We start from the raw sequence: 20,376 nt of genomic DNA on the forward strand, positions 1-20,376 counted from the left end.
TTTTGAGAACACAAGGTGCCTTGCTGATTCAGTAGGGCACCCCCTACCTAGTCTCGATCCTAGATAAATGTAAGGAGGAACATAAGTAATGTCTAATGTAGCAATTGTTGGAGCCACAGGTGCAGTAGGACAAGAGTTTCTAAAAATTCTCGCCGAGCGTAAGTTTCCGGTCAATGAACTGAGGTTATTAGCATCCAAACGTTCTGCAGGGAAACGCATTACCTGGCAAGGTCAGGAATTAGAGGTCCAGGAGACGACTCACGAGAGTTTTAAAGGAATAGACATTGCTCTCTTTGCAGGTGGATCAGCGAGTACAGAATATGCCCGTTCCGCTGTAGATAGTGGAGCAGTTGTAATCGATAACAGCAGCGCTTTTCGACTTGACCCGGAAGTGCCGCTTGTAGTACCCGAGGTTAATCCAGAAGATGTAAAATGGCATAAGGGGATTATTGCTAACCCTAATTGTTCCACCATTATTATGGTCGTCGCCCTCAAACCACTTTATGATTTAGCTGGAATCCGTCGTGTGGTGGTTTCCACGTATCAAGCAGTTTCTGGAGCTGGAAGGGAAGGAATCGAAGAATTAGGTGAACAGGTAAAAGCTTGGTCTCAGGGAGGGGAGCTTATACCGGGGGTTTTTCCCCATCAAATTGCCTTCAATCTCGTTCCGCGTATTGATGTATTTCAAGAGGGCGACTATACCAAAGAAGAGTGGAAAATGGTTAAAGAAACTCAAAAGATTTTCCATGTACCCAATATGGCAATCACTGCCACAACAGTTCGTGTTCCAGTGTTCCGCAGTCATTCGGAATCCATTAATGTGGAGACAGATAGGTTAGTCAGTGTTTCAGAAGTACGTGAGGCATTAAGTAAAGCTCCCGGTGTTATAGTGATCGATGATCCTAGTAAGGATCAATATCCGATGCCCTGGTTTAGTTCAGATAAAGATGAAGTCTATGTAGGACGCTTGCGTAAAGATTTCTCTATTCCTCAGGGATTCAATATGTGGGTAGTAGGGGATCAAATTCGTAAAGGCGCAGCAACAAACGCCGTACAGATTGCAGAGCTACTACTGTAATCGATATTCGTGGTTGGTGGTTCGTGGTTCGAGATTTAGAGTGCTTGGCTGAGAATCAAGATAAGGTTTTAAGCGAGGTGCGTATTTGTAGCCCTTGATACAAATCTGACATAAGTTGCTGTGGTCCGAAGTACGAGGGTCAAAGATTGAGTTCGAATTGCTTGGTAGTTAATGCCCAGTTTTAGGGTATTATACGATGATTGATGATCAAAGACTGGAAAACTTAGATAAAAGAAAGTTAGCGGTTGGGGTTCGAACCACGAATATCGAACCTCGAACCACGAAAAGGGGGGTTGGGAGTTGCGAATCTTAGTACAGAAGTTTGGTGGTACCTCCCTTGCTACAGAAGAGCGGAGAGCTCAGGTGGTTTCCAAAGTTTCGGAAGCTGTTCAGGAAGGATATTCTCCAGTTATTGTGGTATCGGCAATTGGACGTTCTGGTGACCCTTACGCAACGGATACGTTTTTGAGTATGGTCAAAGCAATACACCCTGACTTACCTAAACGTGAGTTAGATCTTCTAATGAGTTGCGGTGAAGTAATCTCAGGAACTGTCTTAGTAAGCACATTAAACAGTCTGGGTTTTGAGGCGGTTCTCTTAACAGGAGGGCAAGCAGGGATAATTACTAATAATGACTTTGGGGATGCCCGGATAATACGAGTTGAGCCGGGTCGGATACTTGAGCAATTGGCAGAAGGTAATGTGGTTGTCGTGACAGGGTTTCAAGGAGTCACGGAAGGCGGTCAAATCACAACCCTTGGGCGCGGAGGAAGCGATACTACCGCTTCAGCACTTGGGGTTGCCCTTGATGCAGAATCAATCGATATCTACACTGATGTCGAAGGAATTATGACAGCGGATCCTAGGATCGTAGAGAATGCACGTATCTTAGATACCGTCACTTACAACGAAATATGTCAATTGGCTTATCAAGGAGCTAAAGTCATTCATCCCCGGGCAGTGGAAATCGCAATGCAACGGAATATCCCGCTGAGAATAAAATCGACATTTTCGGAAGCCCCTGGTACATTGGTTACTAACATGCACCCAGATCGAGAAGTAGGAACGGATATTACTAATGATCGAATAATCGCTGGGATTGCACATACACCCAATGTCACGCAACTAAGAATACTAACTGTGGATATGTCGAATAAACAACTTACGGATAAACGAATTTTTAAAGCAATGGCCTTAGCTGATATAAGTGTCGATTTTATTAGTGTGCAACCGGAATCCGTGCTTTATACCGTTTCTGATGAAGTCGCAGCAAAGGCTGTCAAGATATTACAAAATATGGATTTTGAGCCTGACGTTGTGCCTAGCTGTGCAAAAGTGTCCATAGTAGGGGCTGGAATTGCAGGTGTACCAGGTGTTATGGCGGATATGGTTGAGGCACTTTCGGATGCTGGAGTGACTATCCTTCAATCGGCTGATTCCCATACGACGATTTGGGTATTGGTTCATCAGGAAGATATGGCGACAGCAGTACAAGCCTTGCACAAAAAGTTCAAGTTAGACATATAGTATGCAAATTGGGAACCCAGTAAAGAAATTTTGTCTGGCGCCCACCACACAGGAAGACATTGTCGCCCCACGTATTAGTCCTTCTTGCAGACATTGTCGACCCACGTTTTAACTCAGCGGAGAAGCCTCCAGAAAGGATGAGAAAGATGTCTTTTGGAAGAATCTTGACCGCCATGGTAACTCCCATGAACGAAGAGTTAGAGGTAAATTATCAAGAAGCCGTACGCTTAGCTCATTATTTAGTTGACCACGGGTCCGATGGGGTTGTAGTCTGTGGTACGACAGGAGAATCTCCCACAGTAACAGATCAGGAGAAACTTAAACTTTTTAAGGTAGTGAAAGAGTCCTTAGGATCAAAGGCAACCGTGATTGCAGGAATCGGGTCAAATTCGACTAATTCGAGTATTTCGCTTGCTCGCCAGGCATCTACAACGGGTGTTGATGGAGTGATGGCCGTTGTACCCTATTATAATAAACCTTCTCAAGAGGGTATGTTTCAACACTTCAAGGCCATCGCTGAGGCGACACCCTTACCATTAATGCTTTACAATGTTCCCGGTAGAACATCCGCTAATTTATTGCCCGATACGGTCAAGCGATTATCTGAAATTCCAAACATAGTTTCTTTAAAAGAAGCAGCAGGTTCCCTTGATCAAGTTAGTGAGCTTAAGAGGTTATTACCCGCTGGGTTTGAAGTTTACAGCGGAGATGATTCCATGACCTTACCAATGCTGGCTTTAGGGTGTAGTGGTATTGTAAGTGTTGCCGCCCATATCATCGGAAACGAGATGAAGGCAATGGTCGACGCATGGTTTGATGGGGATACAGCCCTTGCAACAAAGTGGCATTTAGAACTCTATCCAATCTTCAAAGGTATATTTGTCACATCAAATCCAGTTCCTATTAAAGCACTTATGAATATGATTGGCATCAAAGCTGGCGGAGTTCGTTTGCCCTTAGCTGAGGCAACAGCTGAAGAAATCAAGTTTCTGAAAGATCTTTTGAAAAGTATTAAACCATCGAAGGCCAATAATACAACTCAAGGGCGTTTATCAGAATTGAAAGTTGCTTCTGAGAAACCAAGCTACCCAATCGTCTAATAGACTGGTTTCCAAATACAAAGTGTTACACAATCAAAAGGCGTTCTCCTTTCACTGTTAAGTGGAGTGAGAACGCTTGTTTTTTATTGTACAATTGTAGGACAGCCCTTTACTCTTCGTTCAGGGTAAACTTCCAGCCACAATAGAATTCTTCTGGATGGGGGTCGGGGGGACAAGCGATGCAGCTTGTCTTAATTCTTGAGTCGATGGTAGAAGCAAATAAGGAGTACTCGACTTCACCCACGGGCTTACAAGGATGGTCAGGCATATTCTTTCGCTTTCGAGCAGATTGGACTCGGCAATCTTTCATGTGGAAAATTAAGGTGTGATCATCAGGCCTTAAGCACTCTTGCACATTAATAAAGGCATAAAGTCTAAATTTAAGTGCTCTTTCTAAGGCGTCAAGCCCACCATCCTTAGGTAAACTCAAAAACTTCATGATGCGTTTAGCCTCTAAGACAGTGAAATTTCGCCAAGCCTCAATATCATGCTCGACTGCTTCGTCGAGCCCCCGCGCCTTCTCAATGGCTTGGAACCAAAGCCCATCGTGTGCTAACCAACGCACGGCAAAGTCCTCTAATAAAGCTAAAGCTTGGTCTCTGGTAAGATCTTCCTTAGAATTTAACATTTTTTTAGCTCCCTTCACTACATAACTAGTAGATGATTGAATATTTTATATATTAAGATAGTATTCTCTAGCTGATTGTAAATTCCTGCTACCAAAATAATAATAAGCCATCACCAAAAGAGGTGATGACTTAATGAGTAATTCATAAGCTAATGATTAAGATGGCACGGATTATTTATCTCCGGGCTCGTAAAAAGCACACTCAGCCTCACGATCCATTAGACTGGATGTAACACTTAATGTTTCAAGCTGACAGTGTCCATCCTCATTATGATTACATTGGGTTGCAGAACAAACAACATTGGTCATTACTATTCCACCTTTCTAAACGACATCAAGGCTATAGTTCCCGAATTATGGTTTTTAATACATATTCCCTGTCAGAATAGCGTATTTTAGGTGCTTTGAGAGAATATGAACTAACTTGCATGCCTTCGTTTTTCGCGCTATAATGTAGTATCTTGATTGTGCGGCTAGTTTCATAGATGATTATCGAAGTACTGGCGAATACTGGGCGTCGTGTGTTCGTTATGTTATTTCGCGTCTTTTTGTTGCTTTATTTTGGGCTTCGAAGAAACCACGGGGATCCCGTAGCTTTTTAGGCACAAGAGATATATATAATTGGAGGTGGATTTGATTGCCAAAAGAACATAAATTACAAATTATTCCCCTAGGTGGACTTGGTGAAATTGGAAAGAACATGACAGTAATTCGCTATGATAATCAAATGGTATTAGTTGATGCAGGATTAGCGTTTCCAGATGATGATATGCTCGGAATAGATATTGTCATACCTGACTACACATACTTGATTGAGCACAAAGAGATGCTATTAGGCATTTTACTCACCCACGGACACGAAGATCATATCGGTGCCCTTCCATATTTGTTGAGAGATTTGGATGTGCCCGTTTTCGGAACACGTTTAACCTTGGGAATCATACAATCCAAGATGAAAGAAAATAACTTAAATAACATTCAATCAACGGTTGTACAACCTCGCGATGTTATTAAGCTCGGAGTTTTTCGCATTGAATTTATTCGTGTCAACCACAGTATACCTGACTCAGTATCGATAGCTATCCATTCCCCGCTAGGTACGGTCGTTGTGACGGGGGACTTTAAACTGGATCATACGCCTGTTTCTGGCGAAATCCTCGACATCCACAAGTTCTCAGAACTTGGGGACAAAGGAGTTTTGTGTTTACTATCTGATAGCACGAATGTGGAAAGAGCTGGATTTACGCCGTCAGAAAGCCATGTTGGGGAGATGATTGATGAAGCATTTCGCAATGCTAAGGATCGTGTTATTCTCGCTAGCTTTGCATCCAACGTATATCGCCTCCAACAGGCTATCACTGCTGCCGTTAATACCAACCGCAAGGTAGCGGTTGTGGGACGAAGTATGGTGAACATCGTAGGAATTGCCGAGGAACTTGGATATCTAGATATTCCAGAGGGAACCCTGATGGATATAGATGAAATCATCGGCTTGCCTGGAAATCAAGCTTGTATTTTAACAACAGGAAGCCAAGGTGAACCGATGTCCGCCTTGACCCGAATGGCCAACCATGACCATCGACATGTAGCGATTCAACCAGGGGATACGGTCATCATTTCAGCCAGCCCAATACCAGGCAATGAAAAGTCTGTGGCAAAAACCGTGGATCAGTTATTTAAGCTCGGAGCAAACGTAATCTATGAATCGGCAGAGGGAATGCACGTATCGGGCCACGCGAGCCAAGAAGAGCAAAAGTTAATGTTAAGTATGGTCCGACCGCAATATTTTATGCCAGTCCATGGGGAGTATCGCATGTTGATCAAGCATGCTCAATTAGCTGAGCAGCTTGGAATCCCAAGAGAAAATATTTTTATTACTGAAAATGGCGGAGTCGTTGAGTTTACTCGTCATGGTGCAGCTTTAGGCAACAAGGTTATGGCAGGTAAGGTCTTGATTGATGGCTTAGGGATTGGTGATGTCGGGAATATTGTTTTACGAGATCGTAAACAACTCTCCCAAGATGGCATTCTAATCGTCGTAATGACTATAAGCCGCTCAAGTGGTGGAATAGTTGCAGGACCGGATGTTGTAACACGGGGCTTTGTATATGTTCGTGAATCGGAGTCAATGTTAGATGAAGCTAAACAAAAAATTCGGCAGACTATGGCACGATGCCGAGAAAATCGGATTACGGAATGGGCTGTCTTAAAAAACCAGATTCGTGATGTTTTAAGTAAACACTTTTACGAAAAAACACGGCGCAGACCTGTGATTCTGCCAATAATTCAAGAGGTTGAATAGTTAGCAAATTGAGAAAACTCTTGCTTGACTAGGGAGAGTTTTCGTGTTAAATTTATAAAAAGTGAATAGTTCGAGCAAGTTAATTTTTCTTTCAGAAAAATTAAACAGGGAAGCCGGTGTGAATCCGGCGCGGTCCCGCCACTGTAAATGGGGAGTTTATTGCCATATCCACTGAGGAAACTTGGGAAGGAGGCATAAACGAGGAACCTAAGCCAGGAGACCTGACTGCTCGCATGCTTTAACTCACGATGGATGGGTGGCAGGGTTTATATGTTAATTCAGCCCTCCATCTCATGGAGGGCTTTAACTATTTATCGTTTACATAATGGTTTCCTGAGGGAAACCGACCTGCGGGTAGAAGTCTTGTGCAAGCGGGATCTGCTTCAAAATGCGAGTGCTACTTGAAAGTGGAAGAGACCGTATAGTTCGAGGCAACCAGTACATTGCTGTCTTTAAAGTCGAGTAATGTGAGGTTGTCTCGTTATTTTTTAATCAGATTTAACTTATTGTCTGAGGTTTACAACATCAGAGGACAAAGTGTAAGAGTTGGGTCGCTATGAAAGGAGTTGTTACATAAATGAATTCTCATAGAATAAAAGCATTTGGGTTACTATTAGTTTATGTACTGGCAATCTATATCATCTTTCCGAAGGATGCTTATGCCATGCATATTATGGAGGGCTTTTTACCCTTCAACTGGGCAGCTTTTTGGTGGGTTGCTATGATCCCTTTTGTTATTGCTGGAGTACGATCAATCAAAAGGACCATTGCGCTCTATCCTAATCTAAAGATGTTACTTGGCCTGGCTGGGGCGTTTGCCTTTGTGCTATCCGCCTTAAAGATTCCTTCAGTAACCGGTAGTTCTTCTCATCCGACTGGAGTCGGCCTGGGTTCTATCTTGTTTGGTCCTACAGCTATGACCGTATTAGGGATGATTGTGTTAACGTTTCAAGCTCTTTTGCTGGCTCATGGTGGGATAACAACCCTTGGCGCAAATACGTTTTCTATGGGGGTGGTTGGTCCTTTCGTTGCTTACGGTACTTATAGAGGCCTAAAGAAATTGGGAGCTCCCCAATGGCTTTCAATTTTTACTGCTGCTACTTTAGGAAATGTAATGACCTATGTTACAACCTCTATTCAATTAGGTTTAGCTTTCCCAGCTACGGGCGGGGTACTGGCATCAATACTTAAATTCTTGGGTGTTTTTGCCTTCACTCAGCTTCCTTTAGCTATCAGCGAAGGTTTGCTTACTGTCATGGTATTTAATATTCTCAATACCTATAGTCAAAAAGAGTTGCAGGTTTTAACTGCCTTTACAGGAAAGGCTATATCTACCGTAAAAGGGGGAATAAAAGCATGAAACCGTTGACTAAAAATATGATACTTTTATTTTTCGTTGTTCTACTGGCTTTTGCGCCGCTTTATATTGCGCGTGGTGCTGAATTTAGTGGTGCTGATACTCAAGCATCAGAGATGATCAGCACCCTCAACTCTAATTACTCGCCTTGGTTTGAGTCATTCTGGGAACCCCCAAGCGGAGAGGTTGAATCTTTTTTGTTTGCATTACAGGCTGCTCTCGGAAGTGGGTTTGTCTTTTATTATATTGGGTTTAAAAAAGGTAAAAATAGTATGGGCAAGAGGGATCAAACGTGATAGCTATCGATTCTTACGCATATAATAATCAGTTAAAAACAGTTCACCCCTCGGAAAAAAGTCTATTTGCAATAATGACCATGGTCATTTGTATAACATCTCCAACAATCCTTACCCCTCTGGTCATATTAGCATTAATGGCAGGAGGAATTATTGTTAAAGCGGGGATTCCAGCTCGGGTTTTTATCAAGCTTTTGCTGATTCCTCTCGCCTTTCTACTGATTAGTGTAGTCACAATCGTCGTTACGGTTTCGACGGATCCCTCAGGTCTTTGGCTTTACCAGAACCTGTACGGTTATACTATCGGAATACACTATCCCGACCTTGTCCAAGCAGTTCATCTCTTTCTCAAATCCTTAGGAGCGGTTTCTTGCCTTTACTTTCTAGCTCTTACGACTCCGATCACCGAACTAATAACAATCCTTCATAAGATCAAAGTTCCTTATATTATTACAGAATTAATGGTGCTTATCTATCGCTTTATCTTTGTCTTTATGGATACAGCCATCACCATACGCCGAGCTCAATCCTCCCGACTAGGGTATGTTTCGATGAAAAGTACCTATCGTTCGATAAGTCAGCTCTTCTCAGCGCTTATCGGCAAGATGTTCCTAAAATCACGAGATCTTTACGATTCAATGTCAGCGCGAGGATACACGGGAGAAATTAGGGTTCTGACCAAAAAATATCCAATTAATCCGAAAAATTATGTTATTATTACAGTGCTTGAAATTTTTTTAATCTTAATAAATTTTCTTTGGAGGTAATGCGTTTGTCGAAGTACATACTAGAAGCAGTTAATTTACAGTATTCTTATCCAGACGGCACAAACGCTTTACGTAACGTGAATTTACCGATTCATCAGGGAGAGAAGCTGGCTATTTTAGGTTCGAACGGTGCCGGAAAGTCCACGTTATTCATGCAGATGAACGGGATTTATCGACCGGATTCAGGGTGTATTAAATACCAGGGTGAGGAAATTTCCTACAAAAACAAAGCATTAATAGAATTACGTAAGAAAGTAGGAATCGTCTTCCAGGATCCTGATAGTCAATTGTTTTCCGCCAGTGTTTGGCAGGACATCTCTTTTGGCCCACTCAATCTGGGACTTTCAGAAGAAAAAGTAACAGAGAGAGTTAAACAAGCTCTAATAGATACAGAAACCACAGATCTTCAAGATAAGCCCACTCATTTGTTAAGCTACGGACAGAAAAAACGTGTTTCCATTGCGGGTGTTCTGGCTATGGAACCCGATGTCATTATTTTTGATGAACCAACCGCCGGAATGGATCCTCGGCACTCTCAGGAATTTATGCAACTATTAACTAAGTTAAGTGACAAAGGTAAGACGATTATTCTATCCACTCATGATGTGGATTTAGCCTATAGTTGGTCAGATCGTTTAGCCATTATGTACCGTGGAGAAATCATTGCCCAAGGATTACCCGGCGAATTATTTTCAAGGTCAGAGCTTGTACAACACGCTGATTTGACAATGCCATGGCTGATTGAGACATATAATGAGTTGCTAAAGAAAGGATGGATACTTCCGTCTACTCCTTTGCCGAAATCAAAAGAAGATTTATTTAAGATCATACCGATTAAGAGCGGGCAGCAAACAGCTTAGATCAACAGCTTAATGGAGGACACCATGATATTACTTTTAGGGGAAACTGCCGCGGCCCGTGAGATTAGTGAATGTCTTAATAGCAGAAGGCTAGAGCTAACACGGATGCAAACGTGGAGTGAAAAAACCTGTCTATATATGCCTTCCTTGATCATAGATGCCAGCCCTCCTTCGAGTAGTGTAAAGTTTGCCAGTTTGCGTCAATGGTGCGATCAACGGGATATTCCTTATCTTCGCTTAGAAAGACCTGAGACAATCATTCCTGTTAGCCCTTTAATATATACAGTCCGCAACTGGGAGGAAGCACTGCTCCAATTGGAACAGCGCGTAGGAGCTTTACATCAAGAAAAAGGGAGACCAATAACGGTTTTTGTCACAACGGGAAGTCACCAATTGGAAAGTATTATACGAAGCCCTTTTGCCCGATTGGCTCGTATTGTTGTAAGGGTTCTACCGGAAGGACGTTTGGTACAGAAGTGCCAAGACATGGGTATACCGCCTAGAAATATTGTTGCTATGCAAGGCCAATTTTCAAAAGAGATCAATAAAGTATCTCTGAAATTTTATGGAGCTGATATTCTTTTGACTCGTGATAGTGGGGCTGCAGGGGGAACAGATACGAAAATCTCGGCTGCCTTAGAGTTGGGTTTAGACATAGTACTTATTAAAAGAAACCATGCGAATATTGGATTAACAGTAAATAGTGTCCATGAATTGTTAGATTGGATCGATGCTAATCTTCCTATCCCATAATGTATTTCAACTTATATACAACCGGAAAAAGGGACAAGGATTATATGCCTTGTCCCTTCTCTATTGGAGCGTTCGCAGCTTCCTTATGTACAGGATAGTAAGCACAAGGCTAACGGCCGTCAAGACTCCGAAAAGTGTAATATTAAAACTATTTGCCTCATATCCGCCGTAATGTGGTCCGAACCACTCCCCGAATGCTACGGAAAGGCAGAGTGTTCCTGCCTTAAAGAGTGCGACTCCTGCGAGAATATTGCCAAATGGTTTATTGCGTAGTAGTTGATATATTATAATACCGAAGGCAGGAAAGACCACACATAAATCTAAAAGAAAAACGGCATAAGTATCCCGGGGGATATGTTTGGCAATGTCAGCGTTAATAAAGATGATCCATAGAGGTACAAGGACTATGAGGATGAGAATCATAAAAATACTGATAGCTGTTTGCAGTGACCTTGGCAACTGATAATACTTCACACTTTCGGGTTCGAAACTTAGAAGTCCAAAGATAAGGCTGTATAAGGAGAGACCAAAAATGCCCAGGTAGACGAGATAAAGGGTTGAGTACTGTCCCTGGATGGTATAGAGTCCGTAGCCATACAAGAAGTACCCTGCCAACCCTAGAAGGGCTATAAAGGTTTTCTCCCCATGGTGTTTCATAAAAGAAAGAGACAAAAAAGCTAAAATAAGGGAGGCTGGGATAGATATGATATCTTGGGCCATTGAACCGGCAATTAATTTCTCAGCTAAGGAACCTGCTAAGAATACATCCTTGTAAAGGGTTTCATCCAACACTCCGAGTAGAGAGGCATATAATGCCATGAGGGACAGGATAAGAGTCATAACGGCAGTGGGGATACTTTTCTTGAGATTCATCGCGATTCCTCCTCTAAATCATGAAGTGATAAACATTGTGTCTCTGTACCTTTAGTCCATGGAGATCACCTAAGTCAGAAAGAGCCTAAAGTAGTCTTCGAGCTACTCCTTTAAAATTCCTTCGGAATTGCTTAGTAATGGAAGTTTTTTATAACTTAAGTAAGCAAAAAACAACCCCTGTAACTTTGTTACAGGGGTTAATTCTCAACTAGGTTCGGTAGAATTGTTATCAATAAGTGAAGAAATAAGGTCATGTGAAAGGAGGTTATCTGTAAAAACTCTCATAGCTTTAGACATTTCGCTATTTTTTGGTCTGATTATGGAAAACGAACGGATTAATCGTTTTCCTTTTATTCGGATAGCTGTCATTTCCTTGGCCTTCAATTCTTTACGTACAATCCAGTTTGAAACAAGTGCGATGCCCAGACCAGCAATAACCGCCTGTTTTACAGCTTGACTGCTACCGAAGATATGGGATTTTTTTATATTAATCTTCCAATCTTTGATTAGTTTGTCGCTGAAGTCACGTGTTCCGGAGCCAGTTTCTCTCAAAATCCAGACTTGGTCTTGAAGATGATCGGCAGTGACAATGGGGAGTCTTGCTAAAGCATGTTGGTTAGGGACAACTAGAATAATCTCATCCTCCATCAAAGCCTGGATTTCAAGGTCTGAGTGATTAACTTCCCCTTCTACCAATGCGAGGTCCAGATGATTAGTGCGAACTGCCTGAGTAATCTCTACCGTATTGGCAATTGATGCATCGATGTCTACATTAGGAAACTGAGCCGCAAATTCTGCCAATGCAAAGGGCAATATGTACTCTCCAATTGTGTAGCTAGCTCCAACTTTAAGGGATCCAGTGACTGTGGTTGTTAACTGGTTAATTTCCTGTTTAGCCTTGTCATAGAGTGATAATATTTGTTTAGCTAATCCATAAAGGATTTCGCCGGATTGTGTTAGCTCTAAATGCTTCGGAGAACGATTAATGAGCTTCGAGCCTAGTTCATTTTCTAAGTTTCGTATTTGTAAACTTACACTAGGTTGGGATAAAAAGAGTTCTTCAGCTGCACGGGAAAAATTCTTAAGTTCAGCTACGGTTACAAAGATCTTTAAAGGATCAGCAATCATTATTTGCACCTCAAGTCCAATTAGGCACTGTTATACCATAACTGTGCCATTATAGTTCGATATGGTTCGACATAATAATACACCATTTTAGAATGAAGAAGTAATACGTTTTTCTAATGATATCCTAAAGGAACCTATATTGCTCCATAACCCCAATCAATCTATAGTTTAGATAGAGACGCAAGCCTTTTAGGCAACCAGACGTTTACTATAGAGAATGATTAGGGGGACAATGACAATGTGGTTTCAAGCAAAAGAGAATTTAAGCTTTCAGAATGCTTTAGTGATAGATCCAGAAAGAAGGAACCGATTCATAATCGGAATTCTATTTACAATGGTTTTTGCTGCCACCGGAACATGGTTGGGGGACTTACCAGGAATCAATCGAATCGGAGCAATGCTAAGTGCCATCTTACTTGCTGTAATTTATCGAAATCTTATAGGTTACCCGGAAAGTATTCGCGAAGGAATTCAGTTTTCTGCACGCTACCTGATGCGTTTTGCCATCGTACTCTACGGATTCAAGCTAAATATTGATATGGTTCTCAACAAGGGCGGGATGCTTCTTGTTTATGACGCAATGATCATAGTTATTGCAATTACAACAACTATGCTCTTAGCGAAGTTGTTCAAAGCAGACCTGAACTTATCTTTGCTTCTAGGTATTGGTACGGGAGTGTGTGGAGCTGCTGCAATTGCCGCTGTATCCCCTATTCTTAAGGCTAATGACGAAGATACCGCAATTGGAGCGGGCATTATCGCCCTAATCGGAACACTCTTCGCCTTAACTTATACCTTCCTTATGCCGATTTTGCCTATAGGCCCAGTTGAATACGCAGTATGGAGTGGTATGAGTTTACATGAGATCGCTCATGTGGCCGCGGCTTCCATGCCTGCGGGTCAGGATGTTTTGGCAATGGGCTTACTGGCTAAGCTCGGTAGAGTATTTCTGCTGATCCCTCTTAGCTTAATCCTTTCCCTTTGGATGAAGCACAAAGGAGAGGGGGAGGGCAATCAAAGTGCACCCTTTCCCTGGTTTTTAGTAGGATTCATATTAACAAGTTTAGCAGGAACCTATCTGCCAATTCCTGAAGTTGTTTTAAACGATATTTCCCAAGCATCCTCTTTCCTACTGGCAGCAGCCATGGTTGGATTAGGCCTTAATGTCCATCTATCAAGTTTACGGAACCGGGCGCTGCGTCCAATTGGAGCAATGATCATTGCTTCGGTCTTAATATCGTCAGTATCTTTCTTTACGCTCCTGTGGTTTGGCTTGTAGGCTTTTAAGCTTAATGGGAAAAGGCAAAATGTCTTCGGGTACGAATGTGGGCTTTGAAAGCATAAAAGCTTATTGCGTTTTTCGTTTTTGGCATAAATCTTAACTTTGAAATAAGATACTGTTCATCCTCGCTGCTTAGTGCACGTCGACTGAGGCTTTGTTTTTTGCCGAATAACTCTTCGTAAACCATATCTTTATTGATGGTTAAGCATCGTTTATAGATGAAATAACGTTCGCCGTGGGAAAACTGGATATACAGAATCCTAGGATTTTGATTATGAATACCAATCACATTCGTGGTCTCAGTTTTATCGATTTTGGACCATCCTTCGTATAAATTGCGGATATCTTCAACAGCCTGGTCATAGCAACTCGAACAAATAGAATAAACCGCAATTTGATCGTCATTAAGAGGAGGACTAGGATTCGCGAAATAGTGTTCTCGCTCAAAAACTTTTAAGGTTGTAGTATCGAGATTTGAATTTAACAGAGGTACAATGACTAAGTTAGCAGGACCTAAGTCTATAATGCTGTTGGGTGAAAATATCTTTTCCAAGCGTTTACCCCCCTTTAGCTTACGTACTTTAGTTATTTCCATCTAGAGGTATCTTTAGCCTGAAAATTTAGTTGTTGTAATATATATACTTATAGGCAAAGACTCAAGGTTAGCACCTTTGCTAAAGTAGGAGAAAGTAATAAATATTTTTAAATACACTGATATAAGACGGAATCATAATAATGGAAGCAGGGGATACCCCTGTTTTCTTTAGTTTCTTCAAGCATTGACCACCTGGTCAAAAGAGGTGTATAATCCTATCATCATAAGCAAAATCTTACGAGGAGAGAACACTTTGTACGATAACTTCGAGAATCTAAAGGACGATAAGAAGAGAATCATTTTAAATGCCTGTATTCATGAATTTGCTGACAAAGGATTTGATCAAGCCTCAACAAATAGGATAATTAAAGAAGCAGCTATTTCTAAAGGAATTTTGTTTCATTATTTTAAGAATAAACGAAGTCTCTTTTTCTATATCATTGATTACTGTATTGAGACAGTAATGGATGAATTTAAGAAATACCCATTAACAGAGACTAAGGATATCTTTCAACGGGTAAGTGAAGTAGGAGTGATCAAGCTTAAGATAGCTCAAGAGCATCCCTATATAGTTAAACTATTCATGGAAGCGCTTGCAAGTTCTCCTCAAGACATGCGTTCTGAGATTGAGATGAAATATATTCGAGTCTCAAAGGAATTCATGCCGATGTTCTTCGAGAATATTGATTATTCAAGGTTCCGAAACGATGTGGACCCCACTAAGGCAATTCAAGTTATCATGCTTTTTCTGGGAGCCCTCGGAGAAAAATATCTCAAAGACTATAAAGGTAAGGAACGAGAGATGTTAGATAACTACGATAAAATCCTGGCAGAATACATGGAGTACATGGAAATCTTAAAGTATGGAATGTACCCTCAGAATTACCATGCGTTACCCGCGTCAAACTGAGTGATACCGAAGGATCTAAGCGATTCTTTCATCCTGAGAGTAGCGAAGGATCTAGATCCTTCAGTCGTCCCTCCTTCAGGATGACATAGCCATTGAGTTGTTTTATGGCAATGGACTGAATTAGTAATTTTCGAGGAGGTCAGAGGATGGACGTTCTTATGGAAGGAAAGGATTTGCGTAAGCTCTATCGTACTGGTGAAGTGGAAATTGAAGTCTTAAAGGGGATTGACTTCCGGATTTATTACGGAGAATTTATTGTTGTATTGGGCCAAAGCGGCTCAGGGAAGACAACGTTACTAAATATTATCGGTGGGATGACTCAGGCATCCTCAGGAGAGCTCTATTACAAGGGACAGCCCTTGCATATGATTGATGACCAACAGCTTACACTTTATCGGCGCAATGAAGTGGGCTTCGTCTTTCAAAACTATAACTTAATGCCAAATCTCACAACCTATGAAAATGTAAGACTAGCGGTGGAAATTGCTCAAAATCCACTCTCAGTCTCAGATATCTTACGTGAAGTCGGTCTGGAAAACTGGTCCGGTCATTTTCCATCCCAACTCTCAGGAGGACAGCAGCAGCGAGTGGCCATTGCTCGAGCCATTGTTAAAAACCCTGAGCTTCTCCTTTGTGATGAGCCGACGGGTGCCTTAGATATTCAAACAGGCATTCAGGTTCTAAAAGCCTTGCAGAAGTTAAATCGGGAATACCATAAGACTGTCATGATTATCACGCATAATGTAGAAATCGCCAAAATGGCCAACCGGGTTTTCTATTTAAAAGACGGGTTATTGGACGATGTTAAAGTGATTGAAAAACCACTTTGTCCTGAGGAGATATCATGGTGATGCTTAGAAGAAAGACTTGGAGAGATATCAAAGAGAATATTGGGGTTTATCTCGCTTGTGTTATGGTCATTGCCTTAGGCTTAATCCTCTATACCTCAATGTCCGTTGCCGTGGAGAGTATGGATCAGGCACAGCAGGAATTTTATACGGAAACAAATTTTGCTGAGGGATTTATAACAGTAACAGGGTATCCAGAGAACAAAGTGAATTCTCTCACGTTCTTGCCTGGGATCGATCATGCAGCAGGGCGTATTGTCAAAGAAGTTCGTGTCATAGACGAGCAGAAAGACTCGAATCGATATCTTAAAATGGTTACTCTCAACCCGGGCAATACCCAATATATTAATCAGATTCATCTTATCGAGGGACAACTTCCCAAAGAAAACCAACCAGAAATTCTGGTAGATCCTAAATACTTAGCAGCCAACCATTTATCGCTAGGAGATTTAATTAACGTAAGTATTGATGGGAATCAAGTTTCCTTCTACATTACAGGAACTGCCCAAAGTCCCGAATTTATCTACATTATGAGAAATTCTCAAGATATTTATCCTTCGCCTGAAGAATTTGGCATTGCCTACGTTCCATTTAATACCCTCAAAGCCCTTGTGAAGGAAAAAGGACAAGTCAATGATATTGTGATTACTTTGAAGAATGGAGCAAGCTTTGATTCGGTAAAAGACAGTCTCCAGGCTGAGTTAAAACCTTATGGTGTACGAAGTATTGTTCCCCGTAAAGATCAAACAAGTCACGCCATTCTTACCAGTGAAATAAAACAAATACGAACCATGACCAAAACCCTTCCTGTGGTTTTTTTAGGAGTAGCGGCCATTATCTTATACACTATGTTGAGACGGCTTATAGAACAGCAGCGAGTGTCCATCGGGAATTTAAAGGCCTTTGGCTTTACGGATCGAGAGATAGTCTTGCATTATCTAACCTATCCTGTAGTTATTGGAACAGCGGGGGGATTGCTCGGAGGACTATCTGGAGTAGCTCTCTCCTTTCCCTTAACCGATCTGTACAAAGAATTCTTTGCTCTACCCGGTCTTAAAAGTGAATTCTCACTGAAATACCTCCTTTTCAGCCTAGCCCTGGCGTTTATCTTTAGCGTTCTCAGTGGAGTAAAAGGGAGCTTGGATATTTTGCGTTTGCAACCTGCCGAAGCCATGAGGCCTCCGGCCCCAGGGACTGCGCGCAAAACCTTGATCGAAAAATTTACGTGGTTTTGGCAAACCCTCTCGTCTCAAGCCCAGATGGGTATTCGAGATGTGTTTCGCACTCCCACCAGGAGTCTCTTTAATATCATAGGGATCGCTGTTGTTTTTAGCCTAATGACAGTGTCTTGGTCCATGCAAAACATGACTAAATTATTAACCGTGGTCCAGTTAGAGCAGGTTCAAACCTTTGATGTCAAGTTACAGCTAGCCCGACCTTCCCCTACCGGAACGACGAAATTTGCTGTCGCCCATGAACCTGGGGTATCAAAGGTTGAACCTTTGTTAGAAGTACCTGCATCTTTGAGAAACGGTTGGTTAAAGAAAGAAGTGGCGCTTATGGGTCTCTCTAAAGAGTCGACACTCTACAATATTCTAGATAAAAACGGCCGACGTCTGGAGGTTCCTGACCACGGAGTTTTGCTATCGGAACATTTAGCCAAATCCTTAAACGTTAAAGTTGGGGATACCATTTACGTAGAAAGTCCCTTGCGGAGAGAGACCCTTAGTCAAAAGGGTCAGAATTTGTTGGTCCAAGGGGTTGTCCCCCAATATGTCGGACTTAATGCCTTTATGAAAGATACAGAACTACAGCGATTTCTAAGGCAAGGAGAAATCAGCACAGCCATGTTGATCAGGATGGATTCTACTGAAATAGGGGCCATGAAAAGCAAATACCAAAATGCCAGTAACGTATCTTCTATCGAATCCTTAGAAGATACAGGAGCAAAAATCGAAAAAATGATGGGATCCTTTGGCTTTACGGTTTGGCTCCTCGCCATTCTCGGAGGTTTTTGCGGGTTTGCGCTTATTTATAATGCTAGTATCATCTCTCTATCAGAAAGGAAGCGCGAATTAGCGTCCCTCCGAGTGCTAGGAATGACACCCAGAGAGGTATTAAGGGTGATCACCTCAGAACAGTGGACATTGTATGGTTTTGGAATCTTGCTCGGGATACCCATGGCTTACGGTTTAAGCATAAGTATGGCGCAGTCAATGAGCAATGATATGTACTCTCTGCCGGCCGACCTGCCGCCGGTAGCTTTGTTAGGCGCAGCTGCAGGAACTGCCTTTTCGGTTCTGGTAGCCCAAAGCAGGGCCTACTACAAAATAAAATCCCTTCCTTATGTAGAGATTCTTGCAACTCGGGACTAAAGCAATCCATGGTTAGTTAGTAATTATGTGTTTAAATTGTAAATTTCAAATTAAGAGTAGGAGGAGAAAAATGGCCGTTGAAAAATCTAAGCTAAATCTATCCCCCAAACTGTTTAAACTACCTAAACGTAAGGTCTTAATTTTTGGAGGGCTTATACTTGTGATGCTTATTTCCGTCACAATCTCTAAAACCATGCCTTTGCCCGTCAATGTTATTGCTCTACAGACCCAAGACTTTAGTAAAGGGTTTACAGAGGAAGGGGAGGTTATGGTAGCCCAGGAGTGGCCGATCTTCAACCCCTTTGAGGGAGAACTTCAATCTCTCAAGGTTCAGAATGGGGATAGTGTAAAAAAAGGACAAGTGCTTCTGGAGATGAATACCAGTGATTTACAGTATCAACTGGAAGGGCTGAAGTCCCAATTGCAAAGCATCGAAGGGCAACGCTTACAGAGTTATAAACGTCCTAATGAGGCGCAAATCGCCCAACAAACCTTACTCATACAGCTAGCGGAAAAGGATGCTCAGGCAGAGGAAGATAATTTGACTCGAATGAAGGCGCTCTATGATGCCGGATCGATCTCACGTGTTCAATATGAAGAAGCAGAAAGAACCTTGGAGAGAGCAAAAAATCTCTTAGAGCAGCAGAGATTTGGCTTACAACTTATATATGAGCAACATCAGACCTCTCAAGGGACGGAACTGTATTATAGTCATCAGAAAAAAGCTCTTCAAGCAAAAATCGACCAGTTAGAAGATAAGATAAATAAAGCCTCTGTAATCGCTTGGCAGGACGGGGTTATCAAAGATCTTACGCTTAAAGAAGGTAATGTCATCCCTCAAGGTCAACAAATTATGACCGTGTTCACAAATGAAGGTTATAAATTAGAGAGCTTTGTTCTGGCCAGCGATGCTCTTGATGTCAATGTAGGGAGTTTAGTTCAAGTGATTCAAGCAACCAGCTCAGGTAATAAGACATTTGAAGGTACGGTTGATCAAGTCGCTATCTCAGCGGTTGAGAGGGTATCTCCCCTTGGGCTTAAGGAAAACCGTGTTAAGGTTACCATTCAACTGGCAGAAAACGCTCCCAAGGTCGTCCTAGGCAGCAACGTCGATGTAAAATTCACTATTTTAGAGGTTCCTGATCAGCTAATGATCCCCAAAACTGCCCTTTTTCCCTATCAAGACGGGGATGCAGTCTGGATAATTCGGGAAGGCAAAGCTGCCATTATACCGGTTAAAAAGGGATTAGAGAATGACAGTCAAGTAATAATTAAGGAAGGGTTAGCCGAGGGGGATCTTGTTTTGCAAGATCCTAACTTAAAAGAGCTTAATGAAGGTAAACGCCTTAAAGAGATTTTTTAAAGAGATTATTTATACAGATTTTCCAAGCAAGGAGAGAATACTCAGGTGATGGTTAGAAAGGAACCACCTTTGCGTGGTTCTTTTTTTACGCTTTTGTCGTTCTGAACGAAGTGAAGAATCATAAGCCCTAGATCCTTCAGTTGTACCTCCTTCAGGATGATATAGCCCTTGAGTAGCTTTCATCCTGAGCGCAGCGAAGGATCTTAACTTGTGTGGAATAGTGCAGAAGTCAAGATTCTTCGGCTATGCCTCAGAAAGACATGTATCGTAAAAGACGCGTAGCGTTTTTCTTAATTACCCAAGTTGTTGATGGTTGTAAAGAGCCTTGATATAA

General features: G+C 41.9%; 19 protein-coding genes and 1 riboswitch. Of the genes, 14 read left to right on the top strand and 5 right to left on the bottom strand.

Features of this window, described 5'->3' with window-relative positions:
• The first annotated feature begins 88 nt into the window (after positions 1–88).
• The 3 genes from HGJ98_RS18045 to dapA all read left to right on the top strand — a co-directional run bounded on the left by HGJ98_RS18045 (position 89) and on the right by dapA (position 3,705).
• Entirely contained in the window at positions 89–1,078 is a 990-nt protein-coding gene (locus tag HGJ98_RS18045) for an aspartate-semialdehyde dehydrogenase (protein ID WP_291353072.1), read from the top strand.
• Positions 1,079–1,378: 300 nt separating this feature from the next.
• Positions 1,379–2,605 (top strand): aspartate kinase, encoded by a 1,227-nt coding sequence (dapG, locus tag HGJ98_RS18050; protein ID WP_291353073.1) that lies wholly within the window; start codon positions 1,379–1,381, stop codon positions 2,603–2,605.
• 146 nt (positions 2,606–2,751) lie between these two features.
• Positions 2,752–3,705 (top strand): 4-hydroxy-tetrahydrodipicolinate synthase, encoded by a 954-nt coding sequence (dapA, locus tag HGJ98_RS18055; RefSeq protein ID WP_291353074.1) that lies wholly within the window; start codon positions 2,752–2,754, stop codon positions 3,703–3,705.
• A 109-nt stretch (positions 3,706–3,814) separates the two neighbouring features.
• Here dapA and HGJ98_RS18060 read toward each other — a convergent pair whose 3' ends face one another.
• Both HGJ98_RS18060 and HGJ98_RS18065 read right to left on the bottom strand, forming a co-directional pair.
• Complete coding sequence (locus HGJ98_RS18060; protein WP_291353075.1) at positions 3,815–4,333, bottom strand: DUF6125 family protein; 519 nt, start codon at positions 4,331–4,333, stop codon at positions 3,815–3,817.
• Positions 4,334–4,504: 171 nt separating this feature from the next.
• Complete coding sequence (locus HGJ98_RS18065) at positions 4,505–4,642, bottom strand: DUF1540 domain-containing protein (protein ID WP_291353076.1); 138 nt, start codon at positions 4,640–4,642, stop codon at positions 4,505–4,507.
• 328 nt (positions 4,643–4,970) lie between these two features.
• Between HGJ98_RS18065 and HGJ98_RS18070 the strand changes: the two genes are divergently transcribed.
• From HGJ98_RS18070 to HGJ98_RS18095, 6 genes are all read left to right on the top strand, one after another.
• Positions 4,971–6,635 carry a ribonuclease J gene (locus HGJ98_RS18070; RefSeq protein ID WP_291353077.1) on the top strand — a complete coding sequence of 555 codons (1,665 nt, stop codon included), beginning with the start codon at positions 4,971–4,973 and terminating at the stop codon, positions 6,633–6,635.
• 60 nt (positions 6,636–6,695) lie between these two features.
• Positions 6,696–6,879: riboswitch (cobalamin riboswitch) on the top strand.
• A 333-nt stretch (positions 6,880–7,212) separates the two neighbouring features.
• Positions 7,213–7,995: an energy-coupling factor ABC transporter permease gene (locus tag HGJ98_RS18075; RefSeq protein WP_291353078.1), complete on the top strand. Its 783-nt coding sequence runs from the start codon at positions 7,213–7,215 to the stop codon at positions 7,993–7,995.
• Positions 7,992–8,288 carry an energy-coupling factor ABC transporter substrate-binding protein gene (locus HGJ98_RS18080; RefSeq protein ID WP_291353079.1) on the top strand — a complete coding sequence of 99 codons (297 nt, stop codon included), beginning with the start codon at positions 7,992–7,994 and terminating at the stop codon, positions 8,286–8,288. Before HGJ98_RS18075 ends, HGJ98_RS18080 begins: the two co-directional genes overlap by 4 nt.
• Complete coding sequence (gene cbiQ, locus HGJ98_RS18085) at positions 8,285–9,055, top strand: cobalt ECF transporter T component CbiQ (RefSeq protein ID WP_291353080.1); 771 nt, start codon at positions 8,285–8,287, stop codon at positions 9,053–9,055. Before HGJ98_RS18080 ends, cbiQ begins: the two co-directional genes overlap by 4 nt.
• Positions 9,056–9,060: 5 nt before the next feature.
• Positions 9,061–9,915, top strand: a complete 855-nt coding sequence (locus HGJ98_RS18090; RefSeq protein ID WP_291353081.1) for an energy-coupling factor ABC transporter ATP-binding protein — start codon at positions 9,061–9,063, stop codon at positions 9,913–9,915.
• A gap of 24 nt (positions 9,916–9,939) precedes the next feature.
• Entirely contained in the window at positions 9,940–10,668 is a 729-nt protein-coding gene (locus tag HGJ98_RS18095; protein WP_291353082.1) for a precorrin-6A/cobalt-precorrin-6A reductase, read from the top strand.
• A 60-nt stretch (positions 10,669–10,728) separates the two neighbouring features.
• Here the strand turns inward: HGJ98_RS18095 and HGJ98_RS18100 are convergent, their stop codons facing one another.
• On the bottom strand, positions 10,729–11,541 hold the full coding sequence (locus HGJ98_RS18100; RefSeq protein ID WP_291353083.1) for a hypothetical protein: 813 nt from the start codon (positions 11,539–11,541) through the stop codon (positions 10,729–10,731).
• A gap of 204 nt (positions 11,542–11,745) precedes the next feature.
• Positions 11,746–12,669, bottom strand: coding sequence for a LysR family transcriptional regulator (locus HGJ98_RS18105; RefSeq protein WP_291353084.1), 924 nt, complete (start codon positions 12,667–12,669; stop codon positions 11,746–11,748).
• A 238-nt stretch (positions 12,670–12,907) separates the two neighbouring features.
• Between HGJ98_RS18105 and HGJ98_RS18110 the strand changes: the two genes are divergently transcribed.
• Positions 12,908–13,948, top strand: a complete 1,041-nt coding sequence (locus tag HGJ98_RS18110) for a putative sulfate exporter family transporter (protein WP_291353085.1) — start codon at positions 12,908–12,910, stop codon at positions 13,946–13,948.
• Positions 13,949–13,958: 10 nt separating this feature from the next.
• Here HGJ98_RS18110 and HGJ98_RS18115 read toward each other — a convergent pair whose 3' ends face one another.
• The gene (locus tag HGJ98_RS18115) at positions 13,959–14,504 is read right to left on the bottom strand and encodes a hypothetical protein (RefSeq protein ID WP_291353086.1); all 546 of its coding nucleotides are present in this window, start codon (positions 14,502–14,504) and stop codon (positions 13,959–13,961) included.
• A 295-nt stretch (positions 14,505–14,799) separates the two neighbouring features.
• Between HGJ98_RS18115 and HGJ98_RS18120 the strand changes: the two genes are divergently transcribed.
• The 4 genes from HGJ98_RS18120 (at position 14,800) to HGJ98_RS18135 (ending at position 20,042) form a co-directional block, all read left to right on the top strand.
• The gene (locus HGJ98_RS18120; protein WP_291353087.1) at positions 14,800–15,456 is read left to right on the top strand and encodes a TetR/AcrR family transcriptional regulator; all 657 of its coding nucleotides are present in this window, start codon (positions 14,800–14,802) and stop codon (positions 15,454–15,456) included.
• 146 nt (positions 15,457–15,602) lie between these two features.
• Complete coding sequence (locus tag HGJ98_RS18125) at positions 15,603–16,307, top strand: ABC transporter ATP-binding protein (protein WP_291353088.1); 705 nt, start codon at positions 15,603–15,605, stop codon at positions 16,305–16,307.
• Entirely contained in the window at positions 16,301–18,679 is a 2,379-nt protein-coding gene (locus tag HGJ98_RS18130) for an FtsX-like permease family protein (RefSeq protein WP_291353089.1), read from the top strand. The genes HGJ98_RS18125 and HGJ98_RS18130 overlap by 7 nt, the downstream gene beginning before the upstream one ends.
• Before the next feature lie 70 nt (positions 18,680–18,749).
• Positions 18,750–20,042, top strand: a complete 1,293-nt coding sequence (locus HGJ98_RS18135; protein ID WP_291353090.1) for an HlyD family efflux transporter periplasmic adaptor subunit — start codon at positions 18,750–18,752, stop codon at positions 20,040–20,042.
• Positions 20,043–20,376: the final 334 nt, after the last annotated feature.

It is taken from the genome of Desulfosporosinus sp. (genome assembly GCF_014237355.1).
GTDB lineage: Bacteria > Bacillota > Desulfitobacteriia > Desulfitobacteriales > Desulfitobacteriaceae > Desulfosporosinus.